Origin of the sequence: Candidatus Electronema sp. PJ, assembly GCF_048287395.1 — a bacterium.
GTDB lineage: Bacteria > Desulfobacterota > Desulfobulbia > Desulfobulbales > Desulfobulbaceae > Electronema.
The window spans coordinates 38,488-54,851 of sequence record NZ_JBLWEO010000065.1; the positions used below are offsets into that span (position 1 = coordinate 38,488).

20 protein-coding genes are annotated in these 16,364 nt (G+C 52.0%); 6 read left to right on the forward strand and 14 right to left on the reverse strand.

Annotated elements, in window-relative coordinates:
- Positions 1-30: 30 nt before the first annotated feature.
- From ACNKIB_RS10730 to ACNKIB_RS10740, 3 genes are all read right to left on the reverse strand, one after another.
- Positions 31-1,254 (reverse strand): hypothetical protein, encoded by a 1,224-nt coding sequence (locus tag ACNKIB_RS10730; protein ID WP_417910549.1) that lies wholly within the window; start codon positions 1,252-1,254, stop codon positions 31-33.
- A gap of 170 nt (positions 1,255-1,424) precedes the next feature.
- Positions 1,425-2,351: a cysteine synthase A gene (gene cysK, locus ACNKIB_RS10735; RefSeq protein ID WP_417910550.1), complete on the reverse strand. Its 927-nt coding sequence runs from the start codon at positions 2,349-2,351 to the stop codon at positions 1,425-1,427.
- Complete coding sequence (locus ACNKIB_RS10740; protein WP_417910551.1) at positions 2,338-3,339, reverse strand: serine O-acetyltransferase; 1,002 nt, start codon at positions 3,337-3,339, stop codon at positions 2,338-2,340. Before ACNKIB_RS10740 ends, cysK begins: the two co-directional genes overlap by 14 nt.
- A gap of 540 nt (positions 3,340-3,879) precedes the next feature.
- Here ACNKIB_RS10740 and ACNKIB_RS10745 point away from each other — a divergent pair.
- Positions 3,880-4,059: a hypothetical protein gene (locus ACNKIB_RS10745; protein ID WP_417910552.1), complete on the forward strand. Its 180-nt coding sequence runs from the start codon at positions 3,880-3,882 to the stop codon at positions 4,057-4,059.
- Positions 4,060-4,071: 12 nt separating this feature from the next.
- Positions 4,072-4,338 carry a hypothetical protein gene (locus ACNKIB_RS10750; RefSeq protein WP_417910553.1) on the forward strand — a complete coding sequence of 89 codons (267 nt, stop codon included), beginning with the start codon at positions 4,072-4,074 and terminating at the stop codon, positions 4,336-4,338.
- Positions 4,339-4,485: 147 nt separating this feature from the next.
- Here ACNKIB_RS10750 and ACNKIB_RS10755 read toward each other — a convergent pair whose 3' ends face one another.
- The 8 genes from ACNKIB_RS10755 to ACNKIB_RS10790 form a co-directional block, all read right to left on the reverse strand.
- The gene (locus ACNKIB_RS10755) at positions 4,486-4,881 is read right to left on the reverse strand and encodes a type II toxin-antitoxin system VapC family toxin (RefSeq protein ID WP_417910554.1); all 396 of its coding nucleotides are present in this window, start codon (positions 4,879-4,881) and stop codon (positions 4,486-4,488) included.
- Positions 4,868-5,116: a hypothetical protein gene (locus ACNKIB_RS10760; RefSeq protein ID WP_417910555.1), complete on the reverse strand. Its 249-nt coding sequence runs from the start codon at positions 5,114-5,116 to the stop codon at positions 4,868-4,870. Before ACNKIB_RS10760 ends, ACNKIB_RS10755 begins: the two co-directional genes overlap by 14 nt.
- Positions 5,117-5,155: 39 nt before the next feature.
- On the reverse strand, positions 5,156-5,287 hold the full coding sequence (locus tag ACNKIB_RS10765) for a hypothetical protein (RefSeq protein WP_417910556.1): 132 nt from the start codon (positions 5,285-5,287) through the stop codon (positions 5,156-5,158).
- A gap of 53 nt (positions 5,288-5,340) precedes the next feature.
- Positions 5,341-6,249, reverse strand: coding sequence for a hypothetical protein (locus ACNKIB_RS10770; protein WP_417910557.1), 909 nt, complete (start codon positions 6,247-6,249; stop codon positions 5,341-5,343).
- Between the two features lie 67 nt (positions 6,250-6,316).
- Positions 6,317-6,985 carry a methylenetetrahydrofolate reductase C-terminal domain-containing protein gene (locus ACNKIB_RS10775; RefSeq protein WP_417910558.1) on the reverse strand — a complete coding sequence of 223 codons (669 nt, stop codon included), beginning with the start codon at positions 6,983-6,985 and terminating at the stop codon, positions 6,317-6,319.
- A gap of 35 nt (positions 6,986-7,020) precedes the next feature.
- Positions 7,021-7,440 carry a hydrogenase iron-sulfur subunit gene (locus tag ACNKIB_RS10780; protein ID WP_417910559.1) on the reverse strand — a complete coding sequence of 140 codons (420 nt, stop codon included), beginning with the start codon at positions 7,438-7,440 and terminating at the stop codon, positions 7,021-7,023.
- A gap of 17 nt (positions 7,441-7,457) precedes the next feature.
- The gene (locus ACNKIB_RS10785; protein WP_417910560.1) at positions 7,458-8,024 is read right to left on the reverse strand and encodes a 4Fe-4S dicluster domain-containing protein; all 567 of its coding nucleotides are present in this window, start codon (positions 8,022-8,024) and stop codon (positions 7,458-7,460) included.
- 106 nt (positions 8,025-8,130) lie between these two features.
- A complete protein-coding gene (locus tag ACNKIB_RS10790; RefSeq protein ID WP_417910561.1) occupies positions 8,131-9,522 on the reverse strand; it encodes a hypothetical protein in 1,392 nt (463 codons plus the stop codon).
- A gap of 405 nt (positions 9,523-9,927) precedes the next feature.
- Between ACNKIB_RS10790 and ACNKIB_RS10795 the strand changes: the two genes are divergently transcribed.
- The 3 genes from ACNKIB_RS10795 (at position 9,928) to pepN (ending at position 14,775) form a co-directional block, all read left to right on the forward strand.
- Positions 9,928-10,620 carry a response regulator transcription factor gene (locus ACNKIB_RS10795; protein WP_417910562.1) on the forward strand — a complete coding sequence of 231 codons (693 nt, stop codon included), beginning with the start codon at positions 9,928-9,930 and terminating at the stop codon, positions 10,618-10,620.
- A gap of 9 nt (positions 10,621-10,629) precedes the next feature.
- Positions 10,630-12,066 (forward strand): sensor histidine kinase, encoded by a 1,437-nt coding sequence (locus ACNKIB_RS10800; RefSeq protein ID WP_417910563.1) that lies wholly within the window; start codon positions 10,630-10,632, stop codon positions 12,064-12,066.
- An 87-nt stretch (positions 12,067-12,153) separates the two neighbouring features.
- The gene (gene pepN, locus ACNKIB_RS10805) at positions 12,154-14,775 is read left to right on the forward strand and encodes an aminopeptidase N (protein WP_417910564.1); all 2,622 of its coding nucleotides are present in this window, start codon (positions 12,154-12,156) and stop codon (positions 14,773-14,775) included.
- Here pepN and ACNKIB_RS10810 read toward each other — a convergent pair.
- The 3 genes from ACNKIB_RS10810 to ACNKIB_RS10820 form a co-directional block, all read right to left on the reverse strand.
- Positions 14,725-15,111 (reverse strand): hypothetical protein, encoded by a 387-nt coding sequence (locus ACNKIB_RS10810; protein WP_417910565.1) that lies wholly within the window; start codon positions 15,109-15,111, stop codon positions 14,725-14,727. The genes pepN and ACNKIB_RS10810 overlap by 51 nt on opposite strands.
- A 276-nt stretch (positions 15,112-15,387) precedes the next feature.
- Positions 15,388-15,555, reverse strand: coding sequence for a hypothetical protein (locus ACNKIB_RS10815; protein WP_417910566.1), 168 nt, complete (start codon positions 15,553-15,555; stop codon positions 15,388-15,390).
- Positions 15,556-15,770: 215 nt separating this feature from the next.
- On the reverse strand, positions 15,771-16,013 hold the full coding sequence (locus ACNKIB_RS10820) for a GlsB/YeaQ/YmgE family stress response membrane protein (RefSeq protein WP_417910567.1): 243 nt from the start codon (positions 16,011-16,013) through the stop codon (positions 15,771-15,773).
- Between the two features lie 210 nt (positions 16,014-16,223).
- Between ACNKIB_RS10820 and ACNKIB_RS10825 the strand changes: the two genes are divergently transcribed.
- A partial coding sequence (locus tag ACNKIB_RS10825) for a transposase (protein WP_417909972.1) occupies positions 16,224-16,364 on the forward strand: 141 nt, incomplete at its 3' end.

Genomic DNA, 16,364 nt, shown 5'->3' on the forward strand with positions numbered 1-16,364 from the left:
GGAGTCTTTTCTTCTCTTTGTGCAGAAAAATCACTCCATCTTATAGCCGCATTTCAGCGTGGCCCGGAACGAGCAGCTCTGCTTAGGATCCCAGGAAGGCCCTTTTTCGTTCTCGCTGGCAATGTTATACAGCTCTATATTCTTGAGCACCGGATGCAGACCGCCGACATGCTTCTTTTTCTGCTGCTCTGTCCAAGCTTCGCATCGCTCCCAGGCCTCATTGTTGATCCGCGACTTACCACAGTTGCTGATGCCTGATCCATCAATTGAGATCAGCTCAGACCAGCGCAAACCGTCGCCAAAAAGATTGTCAAGGTTATGCTTCTTGCTCTCCTTGGTGCTGACTTTGCCTTTTTCCTTGGCGGTCTGGGCAGACTGCTCGACAAGATAGATCGCTGTACTGTAGCCGCATTTCACATGGGCCTTGAACGAACAGCTTGGGTTGGGATCGTTACCAATCGGCTTGCCGGTTGCAACCGTAATGTCAGAGACATTGATATCTTTGACTTCAGGTTTCACAGTAACGCCTTTCTTGTCTTTCTTCTTTTCTGCCCAGGCCTCGCAGATTTCCCAGGCCTCGCTGGTAATACGCGATTGGCTACAGTTGGTAATGCCATCTCCTTTGACATTGAGCTGCCCTGACCACTTGAGTTTGACCTTTGGTGCAGCTTCTGGCTGTTTCGCCGCACTGTCTTTGTCTTGAGATACGGAGGCAAGATCCACCTTGCTCACCGAAACTGCGGTTTCAGGCTTTGGCAGAGTAACGACAAGCGGAGTCTTGGCTACAGCGTTCGGCTTTACCACAGATTGCACTTGAGCCACTACCGGCTTTTTGCTTTCTGCTCCGATTTCACAGTCTTCCTGCACAACTTCTTCTTCAGGGCTTGGCTCGTCGCAGCTTTCATCCGCTCCTTTGAGCTTGTTTCCCTTGGCCAACTTGAGCTTTTCTGCGGTGCTGATCTTCTCCATCCTATATTCACACTTCACGCTGGCGCGGAAGTTACAGTTCAACTTCGGATTCCAAGAAGGTCCTTTGTCATTCTCGATAGCGATATTGTACAGCTCTATATCTTTAATGACTGGTTTCTCGTTACCTTTGATGCTGTTCTTGGCCCATTCCTCACATCTATCCCAAGCCTCATTGCTGATGCGCGGTTTACCACAGTTTGTCGCTCCTTTACCTTTTACATAAAGGACTCCAGACCATTTAGTGTCTTCACTGAAGCTGATCACCGGCAAAATAAAACTCATCAAGAAACATAATGCAACTGCAATCTTCCTCATAATAGTCCCCCTGCTCGACATTGCAGAATTTCCCTCCCTTGTGTGTCAGCATGTAGCTGTTTCCATTATAAGGAAAAGCCTCTTACAGGTCAAACGATTTTCTCGCTGGGTACAAACAACCTGCGAGAAAATCGTTTATTTCATGCCTCTGCCATCAGCTCTGTGCTGAGATATCGTTCGCCAGTATCTGGCAGCACCGCGACAATTCTTCTGCCTGTATTTTCTGATCTATTGGCGATCTTCAAAGCTGCTGCTGCTGCTGCACCTGAAGAAATTCCACAGAGGATACCTTCCAGACGGGCTAGGCTTCGAGCCGCTGCCATTGCCTCATCATTGCTGATTTGCACCACCTCGTCCAGGAGCTGCTGATCAAGAATTGTCGGCACAAACCCGGCCCCGATACCCTGAATTTTGTGCGGGCCTGGCTTGCCACCGGACAATACCGCTGAGGCAGACGGTTCTACAGCTACCACGCGCAGGGCCGGATTCCGTTCCTTGAGGAACCGACCTGCGCCGGTAACTGTGCCGCCAGTGCCTACGCCTGCCACTAAGACATCAACCTTCCCTTCCATTTGCCGCCATATTTCCGGCCCTGTAGTACGATAGTGCATGGCCGGATTGGCCGGGTTCTCAAACTGATTGGGCATCCAGGCCGTCTTGTGTTCTTGCAGCAAGGTCTGAGCGCGGGTGATAGCTCCCTTCATACCTTCGGCACCAGGTGTGAGCACCAACTCCGCGCCGAGATAGGCCAGCAGCTTGCGCCGCTCTACGCTCATGGTTTCTGGCATAGTCAGGATTAGTCGGTAGCCACGCCCGGCACAGACAAAAGCGAGACCGATGCCGGTGTTGCCAGAAGTCGGTTCGATGATCACGGTCTCTGGTGAGAGTAAGCCTTCGTTTTCTGCTGCCTCAATCATGGCCCCTGCGATTCGGTCTTTCACGCTGCCAAGCGGATTAGCGGATTCCACTTTGACCATGATCTCGGCTCCGCAGCCCGCGCTGAAGCGGTTTAGGCGCACCAGTGGCGTGTTGCCTGCGCTGCTGGCCAGCCTGTCAAAGATTTCCATTTTCTCCTCCTTCGTTGTCAGTTTCGCCGTGTTTGCCGATGTAGATCAGCTCCGGCTGTTTGAGCAGCACTTTGGTGTCTGGGCCGATGCTCTTGGTCAGCCAGACATTACCGCCCACAATGGAACGCGCCCCAATCACGGTGTCTCCGCCAAGAATCGTGGCATTGGCGTAGATGATCGCATCATCCTCGATGGTTGGATGCCGCTTGGCGTGTTTCAGCCGCTTGACCGCCTCTTTGGGCAAGGACAACGCGCCAAGAGTCACGCCCTGATAGAGTCGCACCCGTCTGCCAATGGTGCAAGTCGCGCCGATCACCACGCCTGCGCCGTGATCAATAAAAAAAGAATCGCCGATCACCGCGCCAGGATGGATATCAATGGCGGTGCGGTGGTAGGCATATTCGCTCATGATGCGGGGCAGCAAGGGAACTTCCAGCACAAAGAGCTGGTGTGCCAGCCGATAGACTAAAATAGCAAAGAAGCCGGGATAGCTGAAGATCACCTCGTCGGCATTGGTTGCCGCAGGATCGCCTTCGAGGGCCGCGTTGATGTCCGTCTCCAGCGTCTCGCGGATTTCCGGCAGCGAACGGACAACTTCGTCGGCCAGCTCGCTACTGCGCCCACCGCAGTGCGAACAGGATTGATTGCGGCGGAAGCACTCATGCCGAAGAGCCGAGTTGATCTGCTGGCTGAGGTTTTTGTGAAAAAGCGTCAGGTTGTGGCCTAGATGGTACTCCAAACTGGAGGGGCTAGGCATGGTCGAACTGCTGAAGTAGCCGGGAAAAAGGATGCGCTGGGCCTGTAAAAGCAGATCCACGGTCTCCCGCCGGGAAGGAATCTCCACCGGCTCAATATGGCTTGACCATCTGCGCGAGGTGAAGCCCTCTGCCAGATGCCTGACGACGGAGGGAATAAAATCAGACTTTGGCGCGGCGACAAGGCGCACCTCTGAGGCACAGCGGCAGGGTTCTGCGGTTTTGCTGGACATGGGAGTAGCTCCGGGCAGCGGTTCTTTTTTGATCTCAAAGAAGAAACATAATTACCAGGTATCTGTCAACTGAAAACTTTTTTGTCTCGCTTACTGCTCTGGGTAAAAATTACCCAGCTGGCTACGCAATGTTGAGTAAAAAATACTCAGTATTTCAAAAAGGTGAAAAGTATTTATTATCAATAAGATATATGACAGAAGGGAATATTGCGGTCTTGCGAATTATTTTTGTATTGCATGAGAAACTGGCATGATTTTCGCATACCGAGCAAAAACGGCACCTGAAACGCACTTGTATTTTTTTGCTCCAGGTTCGCTGCGTAAAAAGAAGGGAAGCTGCGAACCGAATGCCCGGCGTAATGTAACGAGAGGGCACGGCAATTGCAAAGAATGACCGGTGCTTTCGTTTAAATCAAGCAGAAATCCAGTCCTCATTTGGTGAAAATGGACTGTCTTCAAAAGAAATACAGGTTGTATGATAAGAAAAGCACAGGCCGGTTCGTCAATAGGGCTTGGGCACAACAAGAAAAGGAGGATGTGATGCTGACAGGAAGTGTTTCTAATCTGCTTCAGGAAGAGGGCGAGATGAAAAAATCCTTTGAAAGGCTCGCAACGCGGCAGCCAGCAGACGTGGCCGCAGCGGAAATGGCGGCCTTGAATGCTGCACTGGAGATGGCGGTCAGTGAATTGGACGAGCTGACGGCAAGCTGGTCAGATTAAAAGGCCAGGACATTGCAGTTTGCCCAGTCTGTTCTTCTTGCCACAGAAACAGGCAAGGTTTTCGCCTACTGGGAAAGGAAATCTTGCCTGTTTGCCAACGAGTGCAGCCTGGCAGAAAAGGAGTTTGACTTAGCCGCAAAGGAATCTTGCTCGGTAACAAAGGAGTTGAAGTCGGCAGGAAAGGAGTCCAAGTTGGCCAAACTTCTTTCCTGTCGAGTAAGAAAGGAGTTTGGCCGAGCCAAAGAGGAGTTTTGCTTGGCCGAACTCCTTTGTTATTAAGCCACAAAGCAGTTCGGCTCGGCAGAAAAGGAATGCGGCCAAGCCGCAAAGGAGTGGAAGGAGGCTTCGAGATTTTCTGTGCCGTCTGATCTCAGTAATAATTTCATCGAGCTACATTGTATCGAAACTGCTGATCTGGCTAGAGTGCTACCCTCTCAGCCAATTTTCTATTGTTAGGTTTTCAATCTGCTGGAAATGTTTTACATTATCGGTAACAAGCACTGCATTGTCAGCTATGGCAATGGCAGCGATCATCATATCCGCCTCGCCTGAAGGACGGCCTTGCTGACGGAGTGACAAACGTATTTCGCTGTATGATTCGGCACTTCTTCGGTCATAATCAGCAATACTAACAAGCTGGAGGAACCTTCCCAAGTTCTTCAGATTCTCTGAACTACGGGCAGAGGCTTTCGCACCATACAATAATTCGCCGAACACCACCGAACTGATTGCAAGATCAGGAAGATAAAATTTCAGTTTCTCAGCGAGAACCTGGTTGCCGTTCAAATAGGCGATAACAATGCAGGTGTCAAGATGCCGCATCGAAATCCACTTTGCGGGTCAGACTTGCCCGCCGATTTTGTTCAATTTCCTTAAAAATCGGACTCAGACTGCTGTCATCTGCCCATAAGCCGCACACTTCATCAACCAGGCTTTGTTTTTCTGCCAAAGAAAGCGACTCCGCGTGGATATCCACAGTGACAGGCTGTCCATCGGGTAAGTTTATCTCCTGGAGCAATTCTATATATCTGCCAACGATAACACCTTGCACCTGCATAATTTTCTCCTGTTAGAGATTTTCTTGTTCAATGAGAAATCAGGCTCGCTGCTCGATCATCGCAGCCAGAATGCCGATAATGCGGCCAGGGTTGTCATCAAGGCTGTAATCTTTCCAAGCCAAAATCGCGTTGCGCCTGTTTAATGGTGAAGTCGCTGTAGGGCATATCATCTCAGGGGAATTTCAGGTATTCCGTCTTGGCTCCCGCGCTGGAGCGTGAGAACTTACCATATTGAGGTATTTTTTATCTCAATATTCTTGGTTAGTTGTTCATGCTCCGCAAGCAAATAATTGGTGTAGCTCCGAATGAGATTGCAAAAGAGTCTGGTTTCGGCGGGACCTATTTGAACGCCTGCATTTAAATCAATTCCATGCCGAACTCCTCCACCAGTGGGCGATGAAAGGAAGCCATGAAGGTTTGTCATCCATTCCAGAATACGATCTAAAGTTGAACCTCGTGCACGACGGCGGAGATCATCAATGATTTTGTTGAAGTATTTACCACGGATTACCTCGCCTGTTGTGGTTTCGAGGCCACGGAATGCAGTTGTCGTTACCGACTCAAGCACCCAAAGAGTTTCTTGAACAGCTTCGCGGTGATGGCCTTCCTTAAGCAATTGCTCTGAACGAGCAATAGATTGTTGCAAAATCTCGATGGCCTCCTCAGTTAATGTCCTGGTACGGTTATCGACTAATACCGGTGCATTAACAGTCGCTGAAGACGATTCTCGGAGAAGCAATTCAGGAGGCTGGAGTATGTAGCCTATTCGGTGTTTCTCACAGACTGCATTGATCATTGCAGCATTAGGAGCGAACAACCCCGGACTTTGAAATTTCATACATGCGTCATAAAACGCCTCCAAAAAAAGAGGGGCATTCTTTGCGGCCTCGCGCATGTCAGATGATAAATCAGACTCAGCCCAACTTTCGCTCGAACTTCGATAATAACTTCTTCTTGCTGCTCTGGAAAAGACTTCTTTGAAGTCTTCAAGAATGCTCCACCGCTTGCCTTGCGTAGCAACTGTACCGATGAAGAGATCAAAATCCGAAAGAGCTTCTTCGGGTATCTCGCTAGTGTGGTAAATACCATCAGGTAGCGGTTGAAACCTCCATTCTGGATTGAACTTCAACATCACATTCTTCCTGTTGAATATGATTCAACAACAGGAATTCAGCTACGCCAAATCCCTGCCTTTCCCTCTACACCGTCAAATCTGCCCGCACCTCCTTCCTTGGCCCACCATGCCCAGCGGTTGACCAGTCGCGGATGGGTGCCGATGCAGTCAGCTCCTGTTGCCGCTTCAGCCTGCCCATGCGGTCGTAGATCATCTGCCAAACGCAGTCGGTCTCAGTATTGATCTCGCAGCGACCGTTGGCCGAGCCACCACAAGGGCCGTTCATCAGGCTCTTAGCGCAGCGGGCCACTGGACAGAGACCACCAGTGAAGTGCAGCACACAGTTACCGCAGCCTGCACACATTTCTTTCCACACACCCTGCTCGGCAGAGCCACCAAAGAAGGTGGTATTAAGGGCTGGATAAACATGCTCCGTAGGCCGCAGGTTAGCGATGAAGTTCACTCCTACACCACAGGCAGTTGACAAGATCGCATCATACTGTCCTGCATACTGATCAAGGCTCTCGATGTATTCTTTATCGCACTGACGCACCAAGGAGGCCGTGGCCACCTCAGCAGTCTTGCCCGCCTTTTGTAAGCCTAGACGAACGAGCGAGGCCAGTATCTCAGCCTCTCGCTCGCCACCTGCGGAGCAGACCGTCACACAGCCTCGACAGGCCAGCACCAGTATCCTGCCGCAGTTCTGCACCATATTCAGTATTTCAGCCAGCGGCTTCCGTTCAGCTATAATCATGGGTATTCTCCTGATAAGCAGGGGGATAGGTAAAATCAAGCTGCCTTATGGCAGAAAGGGCTAGGCCCCAACTTGCTGATGAGGGTGTTCATCTCTTCAGCAGCAGTAATGAATTCAGGATGGAGGCCACGTTCCAGGTGATACATCCGTATCCGATCCTCTTCCACGCCCATTTCCGCCAAGGCCTTACGCACGGATGCAACGCGCTTCGATGCACGTTGACTCCCCTTAACATTGTGGCAACTTGCCGGGCAGCCCACTACATAGACGCCATCAGCTCCGTCCTCAAATGCCTTGAGCAAATCCTTCTCTTCGAGCTTCCCGGTGCAGAGTAATCGGGTTAGGGTGATGTTGCTGGGAAAGTTCAGATCACGCAGCACCTTGCCGCCTTCAGCGCAGCTCTGTTGGGAGGCATAATGGCAGGTAAACAGCCGGATATCTGGTGTGAAGTTCATCAGTAAGTCCTCCTTTATTAGGCACCGCAGGTGGCAAGTAGTCGCGCATCTTCCGACTGGTTGAGAACAATGGCACGAGCCGGGCATTCGCCTGCGCAGATGCCACATGCGCGGCAGGCTGTGACATCAATGGTGGCCTTGCCGCTGTTCTGATCAATTTTCGGGATACTCCAAGGGCACACCCTAACACAGGTCAAGCAGGACACGCACAGATCACTTTGCACCTGAGCAGCCTTGCCCTTATCAACCAGCTGGGCTTCAGTGATGTAGCCGCCCTTGCGCAGAGCGAGCTTACGGAGCACCATCATGATATCGGCAAAGCCGACATTCTGCGGGCAGACTGGTACACAACTCCGACAACCAGAGCAATACCAGAGTAGATCAGAGCTGAGGAGCCGCTCCTCCATACCCAGGCGGATCATGTGGATGATTTTCCGGGGATCGTAGGCTGGAATTGCCTGGCTCACTGGGCAGGCACCAGAGCAGGCACCACAGGCAAAGCAGGCATTCAGGTGTTGCCCACCTGGTTCAGCTGCGACCTCAGTACTGAAGCCAGAGCTTGGATTAAAGACTTGAAGAGACATGCCACCACCTTGAAGCAGTTGATTGGGAATACAGGGAGATCAGATAGAGATGACCATAAGTACCGCATTCAGCCGGTTTTGTCAACTCAACTGCGGGCATATTGATCTATTGTGAGCGAGCTGCCCAGATGGTCTGCTCATTCCTCCATACGGCTAGGGCATGACCCTCAGTGTTGATCGTAACCAAGGGCGATTGGGCTACTGTGCCACTGGTATTGGCTGGGTCAATTGCCTGGGCCAAGCTCCAGCCAGTGCCAGGCACGTAGTGGTTGGTCCAGACGCTGGTTTGCCCGCTATTATCCTGCTGCCAGACCACCACTGCCGTACCTGTTGCATTGATGGCTACCTTAGGCCGTTGGGCATTTCCTGTAGTATTCTTTTCAATTAACCTGGCTAGACTCCAGCCACTACCTGGCAGATAATACTTGGCCCAGATGCTCTGATAGGTACCGTCAAATTGCTGCCAGACCACCACCTTATGGCCTGCCTCATTGCTGGCCACATCAGGATATCCTGGTGTGCCGACATCAGAGGTAATCGGCTGGCCAGTACCCCAACCATTGCCTGGTTCATAGCTATTTAACCAGATCTTATCTTCCCGTGTCCAAACCACCATTGCTGCACCAGAAGGGAGCATAACCAGCTGTATATCAGTGGAGTTAGTATATTGGGGCCAAGTAACCGGCTCAATCAATTGTGGCTCAGTCCAGCCCACGCCAGATTGGTAGCAACTTGCCATGACAAAGTAGGTGTACATGGGCTTAAATGCCCAGACCAGCAGTGCGTTACCCTGCGTATCCATCCCTAGGTTGATATCGGATATATCTGTACTATTTGAGACCAGCACCTGCGTGGTTTCCCAGCCGCTGCCTGCTCCATAGCGACGCGCCTTTAAGATCGCTGGCTTGTAGCCTTCGTGCCAGGCAGTCATGGCATTACCTGCGGGATCTACGCTGACAATCGGGCTAGATACTGCCGAGACTTGATCCTGGATAATTACCGGCTCAGTCCAGCCGTTTGCGGCTGTATAGAAGCGGGTATAAAGGTCGTAGTAACCACTGGCATTCTCTTCCCGCCAACCTAGGCCAGCATGAGTCGCTGTGGGGTCTATTGTGAGATAAGGCGTATAGGCATTATACCCCGTGTTGGCATCTATTGTCTGGGCAACTTGCCAGCCACTTCCTACGCTATAACGGTTCAGCCAGACCCGCATCACCGTATCAGGTTGTGCCTGTTGTGCCCAGGTAACAAAGGCATTCCCTGCTGCATCTCCAGTCAGTTGTACCGTACTCCAAATGAAGCCAGTATTACTCTCAAGACGTTGCGGACTGCCCCATGTGAGGGCTGGAGGTGGCGGGATCTGTTTCTCGCTGGCAAGCACAGGGATAATCATCTTCAACACTGAGGCAGGTGCAGCTTGTGCTGGGACAAACAGGCAGAGGAAGCTCAATCCAACCTGTTGAAGAATGGTGCGGGAAGTAAGGCGAGAGTAACGCATGACATCACCTGAAGAGAGTGATAGTTGAGTGGCTGATACAACGGAGATATATACTATACCTACATCGTTCCTATGCGCCTGTCAACATACATAAAGGTACCCAAGTACCCTGGTACTTGCCGCCCAACTATCATGATACTTGCCATCCAACTATCATGGTACTTGCCATCCAACTATCATGATAGTTGCCACCCAAGTACCCTGGTACCTCAGTTCCAGAGAGGGTATTGACAAATACGCTGAGAACACGTAGAGAGAGGAATACGATCAGTGGATGTTGCTCTCCGGCAACCAGGTAACTGAGGGGCTTATCCGCCTGGTGGGTAAAAATTACTCAGGTCGGTTGTTGGAAGTTTTGGAGCTACGAATTGGCTAGGCAAGGCAACTGATACCAGCAAGGCAACTATGAAGATCCTGATGATTGATGATGACCAGAAGCTCTGCCGCTTGGTGGCTGATTATCTGGAGCCAATGGGCTACAAGGTAGAGGTAGCCTATACTGGTACTCAGGGCCTAGAAATGTTCCGAGCAGGGGCCTATCATGCGGTGATTTTGGATGTCATGTTGCCACGGATGGATGGCTTTGAAGTCCTGAAACAACTGCGTCAAGAATCAGGCATCCCGGTGCTCATGCTCACTGCGCGGGGCGAGGAAACTGACCGCATTGTGGGCTTAGAATTGGGTGCAGATGACTACCTGCCTAAGACGTTCTCTTCCCGGGAACTGTTAGCCAGGTTGCGGGCTGTTACCCGTCGTTATCAGCAGACTGAGAGCCGGGCCAATGCCGAGCAAGCAGGCCAGACTTTGCGTTTCGCTGACCTAGAGATTGAGCAGGCTTCGCGCACGGTGCGTTTGCAGGGTGAACTACTGAATTTGACTCCGGTAGAGTATGATCTGCTGGCTGTTCTGGCCAACGCAGCTGGGCGGGTGTTAACGCGGGATTATCTGCTCGAAGCCGTGGCTGGTCGCAACTATGATGTCTTTGATCGTTCCATTGATGTGCATATCTCATCGCTTCGCCGCAAGCTAGGAGAACAGCCCCGCCAACCCAGGTACATTCAGACCGTGCGTACCGCAGGGTATATGTTTATTGCCTAGCTCAGTGCTATGAAACTGGCCTCATCCCTGTTTGCCAAAATCCTGGCCTGGTTCTTCCTCAATCTCCTCCTGCTCGTGGTGGTCTTTGCCGTATTCTTTGCTGTCCAAGTGCAGATGAATCTCCATGAAGTATTCAGGCATGAGGGAGCTGAACGTCTCCGAGCTGCAGGGATGCTGATCAACCATGATTTGGCGCAAGCACCACCGGATGAGTGGCCTGATATCCTGGCTCGTCATACGCAAATTCACGGGGTGGATTTCCTGCTGGTACTGCGGGAAGGGCTGGTCTTTTCCCCCAATAAAGACCAGGTGCCCGCAGAGGTCTTGAACAGGGCCAAAGAGCTGTTGCAGCAACCTGGTGGGCCTGGTCATGACCAGGTAGGTAAAGCCACACAGCAACGCTGGCAGCGACCACTCTTGCTCCTGCATACCAATGCACCTGGCCGCTGGTGGTTTGGCATTCGGATGCCTTTGTTCCTCGAAGCCTCAGAGCGACATCTCCCCATCATGCTGATCGCCTCCTCTGCTTCGATCACTGGTAATGGCTTCTTCTTTGACCCGCTACCATGGATATTCGCGGCAGTCGGGGTGGTAGTAATCTCTGTCCTTTTCTGGTTGCCCATGATCCGCAGCATAACCCGGCCTTTGGCCCGCATGACCCAGGCAGCTGAGGAGATTGCGCGCGGCAACTTTGCGGTCTCTCTCTATGAACCCAGGAAGGATGAAATCGGGCGACTTGCCAGCACGATTCAGCACATGACGAGTCGTCTCTCCCTGCTTATGCAGGGCCAGAAACGCTTTCTTGGTGATGTCTCGCATGAGCTTGGTTCCCCAGTGGCCAGGATGCAATTTGGCCTGGGAATATTAGAGCAGCGACTGGATGGGGTGAACCGTGAACGGGTGCAAGATGTGATGGAAGATGTGGAGCTGATGGCAGCCTTGATTGGCGAGTTGTTGGCCTTTTCGCGGGCAGAAATGAACCCGCAAGCCGTGCATCTGGAACAGCTACAGCTCCTGCCCATTGTTGAGGTAGTTATCCGGCGAGAATGCCCACAGTCGGTGTCTGTTATCATGCACGTTGCCCCGGAAATATGTCTGCTGGCCTCAGCTGAACTGCTCACTCGTGCCCTGGCAAATATCCTCCGTAATGCGGTCAAATATGCAGGCACAGCCGGGCCAATCACCATTGCTGCAACAGCACAGGAGAGGGAGGTAGTTATTACAGTTGCAGACTGCGGCCCAGGGGTTGCTGAGGAACATCTTGACCGCCTCTTTGAACCGTTCTTTCGGCCTGAACCATCACGCAACCGGGATTCCGGTGGTGTAGGACTTGGCTTGGCGATTGTCAAGACCTGTGTGGAGAGCTGTGCAGGCACAGTGTCAGCCAAGAACCTCCAGCCTCAGGGCTTTATGGTGACTATGGTCTTCCAGGAAAGCGCGTGCTAGGTACTTGCCGCTTGCAATCCTAGCAAGGGTGTTTTAGAGTCCCATGTCACCCTACAATCTGCTAACAATTTAACCAGAATATAGAGTATGTCCCAGCCCAGCGCGATCTACCTCAAAGACTACCAGCCTTATCCCTTTACGGTTGCCAATATCCACCTTACTGTTGAGCTTGCTCCTCTGCAAACCAAGGTCACAGCTCAGAGCACATTCCGGCGTAACCCAGCAGCAGAGAGCCAGGCGATACTGGAGCTGGACGGCGAGCAGTTAGAGCTGCTTTCAGTGGCCGTGGATGGCCGGAGATTGGCGGCAGAGGAATACCAATTCGGCGAGGGCAAACTGCGCATCATGGCAGTACCAGAGCAGTTTAGCCTGGAGGTCGTCACTCTTATTGCCCCGGAGCACAATACGGCCTTAGAGGGGCTTTATCTCTCCTCTGGCAACTACTGCACGCAGTGTGAAGCCGAGGGCTTCCGTCGCATCACCTGCTGGCCTGATCGCCCGGATGTCATGGCGGTGTTCACCGTCACAGTGATTGGCCCGCAAGCAAGCTGCCCGGTGCTGCTCTCGAATGGTAATCTGCTCGAGCAAGGCACGCTGGATAATGGCCGCCATTTTGCCATTTGGCAGGATCCTTTCCCTAAACCCAGCTACCTTTTCGCCTTGGTTGCTGGGCAGCTCGTCCAGATCAAGGATAGCTTCGTAACTCGATCAGGCCGAGCAGTGGCTCTGCATATCTATGTGGAGGAACGTAACCGAGACAAGTGCGCTCATGCCATGCAATCGCTCAAACAGGCTCTACGCTGGGATGAAGAGACCTTCGGACGAGAATACGACCTCGACACCTACATGATCGTGGCTGTGGATGACTTCAATATGGGGGCAATGGAGAATAAAGGGCTGAACATCTTTAACTCCAAATATGTGCTGGCCCAACCAGAGACCGCGACTGACAATGACTATGAGGGCATTGAGGCGGTGATCGGCCATGAGTACTTCCATAATTGGACAGGCAACCGCATCACCTGCCGAGATTGGTTCCAGCTCAGTCTCAAAGAAGGGCTGACCGTGTTCCGTGACCAGGAGTTTTCCGCAGATATGGGGTCGCGGGCCGTGAAACGCATCCAAGATGCCAACCTCATCCGCAATGTTCAGTTCCGAGAAGACAGCGGCCCCACGGCCCATCCTGTCCGGCCAGCGTCCTACGTGGAGATCAACAACTTCTACACCGCTACGGTCTATAATAAAGGGGCTGAGGTGATACGGATGCTGCATACCTTGCTGGGTGCAGAGGGCTTCCGCAAGGGCATGGATCTGTATTTCCTCCGGCATGACGGCCAGGCTGTGACCTGCGAGGATTTTGTCCAAGCTCTCCAGGATGCGAATGGCTTTGATCTGAATCAGTTCCAGCTTTGGTACAATCAAGCTGGCACGCCCCTGCTGCGCTTCTCCGGTGAATACGACCAAGCAACGCAGGAGTTCATCCTTACCCTTTGCCAAAGCTGTCCAGCCACGCCAGGGGAGGCCGAGAAGCTGCCTTTCTTCATGCCGATCAGGGTTGGTCTGCTGGACAAGAACACAGGTGCAGAGCTGCGCGACGAGGTGCTCTTGCTCGACCAGGAATGCAAGGAGTTCCGCTTTGCTGGCCTGAATGCAAAGCCGGTGGTCTCGCTTAATCGCAACTTTTCCGCGCCTGTCAATGTGGAGTCAGACTTGCAGGACGAGGAGCTGGCCTTTCTCATGGCGCATGACCGCGATCCCTTCAACCGTTGGGACGCAGGTCAGCAGCTGGGTCTGCGCTGTTTACTCAAGGGGATCGCCGATTGTCAGGAAGGCAACGAACCGGAATTGCCTGAACTGTTTCAGCAGGCCTTTGCCCAGCTGTTGGCAGATGAGCAGAGCGACCCGGCCTTCCTTGCCCTCGCCCTTGTCTTACCTACAGAAGGTTGGATCAGCCAGCAACTCGCGGTGATAGACCCAGAAGCGGTGTCTGCCGTGCGCCAAACCTTCCGCAGTCAGCTCAAGCAGCGGCATAAGCAGGCTCTTCTTGCTCGCTACACGCAGCTGACCAGCCAAAAGCCGTATGGTTATTCTGGCGAAGAGGCAGGCCGCCGTTCGTTGCGCAATTGCTGCCTGGCCTATCTGTTAGCACTGGCTCCAGGCGAGACCGCCTCTGGCCGATTCCTAGAAATGGCGGTCAATCAGTACCGGCAGGCGGATAATATGACAGATGCCGCTGCTGCCTTGGCTGTGGTGGTCAATGCTGACCAAGAGGCTGGCGACGCGCTGCTAGCGGAGTTCTATGCGAAATGGCAACACGACCCCTTGGTGGTGGATAAGTGGCTTATTCTTCAGGCAACATGCCTTCTCCCTGGCACTTTACAGCGAGTCAAGGCCCTGACACAGCATCCGGCCTTTAGCATGAAGAATCCCAACAAGGTGCGCTCGCTGATTGGGGCCTTTGGCGGCAATTTGTACCAGTTTCATGCGGTTGACGGCACAGGCTACGCCTTTCTCGCGGACTGTGTTCTCGAGCTTGACCCGGCTAACCCGCAGGTGGCCGCCCGAATGCTCACTCCGCTCACCCAGTGGAAACGTTACGATGCCAGACGGCAGCAGCTCATGCAGGCTGAGTTGGAACGGATCGCGGCTTTGCCGGGTTTATCGCGGGATGTGGGCGAGCTGGTGGCGAAGAGTTTGCAGAAAGGCTGAGTTGGCGCGGTCAGCCAGGGGAGAGGGCAGCTCTAGGCGGAGAAAATATTCCTTTTCTGCTCGCTGGCAAAGGAGTTTGGCTTGGCAGAAAAGGAGTCCTGCCGACTTACAAAGGAGTTGTACTCGGCAAGAAAGGAGTTTTGCCAAGTAGAACTCCTTTCCTGCTTGGCAGAAAAGGAGTCTTGTTGAGCCGCAAAGAAGTTCTACCGACTTGGAAAGGAGTCTGGCTCGGCAAGAAAGGAGTTTTGCCAAGCCAGAAAGAAGTCTTGCCGACTTAGAAAGGAGTGCTACTGACTTGCAGAGGCTCGAAATCAGCCGCTCTAGGAAGGAATTCACTCGTTACAGCAGATAGCTTCCCCGCGACACAGGTCTCCAGTTAAACAAAATAATTCACGGGTATTACGTTAATGTTGCAGTGGACTCATGGGTTAATCTGAATCCAGTAAACAGTCTCTCTGTCTGACCATGAAGAACATTTGCCTGTGCCCAGAACTATAATAGGTATTTTTTTTGAATCAGCGTGTAAGAGCATAGTATACATCGCTTTGCCAACTTCTGTGTTTATATTAAAAGACCATTCGTTCTCCGTGTTACATGATGGTTGGTCTGTTATTATTCCATCTGTTCTAAACATGATAACTCCCGTTTTATTCCCATACTTTTTATTGGGAGCATGAGCATCATTTTTGTTATAAGTCCTGATGTACTACCAGCATCTGCATTTGAGCTTATTGATATTGCTAATAGCATCATCAAGGCTACCCCTATAATCTTACGCATTGTTCACTCCCTCATTCGTTGCTATTTCATAAAATTAAACTCCAGCACAACGATCTGTAAGTTTAACCTTGCCTATATCCGATAGGCTTTTAAACTGTTACTTTCAAATTTTCCCATCTTTATCGCGAATCATCTTCTCCCTGCTATTTTTTCTTTGCTCGGACCTGCCAAAAAACAGGCAGGTCCTGTTCGGCGATGCGCTTCCTGTTCACCTGCTACTTTTTAATCAGCCCAACCACGAAAAGCAGCAGCGAGGCCCCGGCTACAGAGGTAACAAGGGCACCGATGAAGTCGTTGCCGACGTGAATGCCCAGCTGACCAAAAAGCCAGCCGCCAATCACCGCGCCCAGGATGCCAACCACGATATTACCGAGCAGCCCAAACCCGGAACCTTTCATCAGCTTGCCAGCTAGCCACCCTGCCAGTGCGCCAATTGCCAAAAAGATAAGCAACGCCATGACTCCCTCCTCCTCAGATAGAAAACGCCACAGTTGACAGGCATTGGCTGGTTATTTTCGCCCGTGCCTGTCGCTTCTTTCCGCAGCATACAGCTGAAGTGCAGGAACTGCAAACAGGAAATGCTGAAGATCTTATTGTCCTCACTTGGGAGGGTTAAACCCCCCACCTTTAGGTGGCAGCTTCAGCGTCTCTTGAGTTAAACTAGGGGTATGGAAACATATCGTCATGGAACGCATACTGTATTTTCAATACATCTGCATTTGGTGTGGATCACAAAATACCGCAAAAAACTTTTGAAAGACGAAGTGTCTTTCCGCGTCCGGGACATGATCAGGGAAATCTGCCGACAA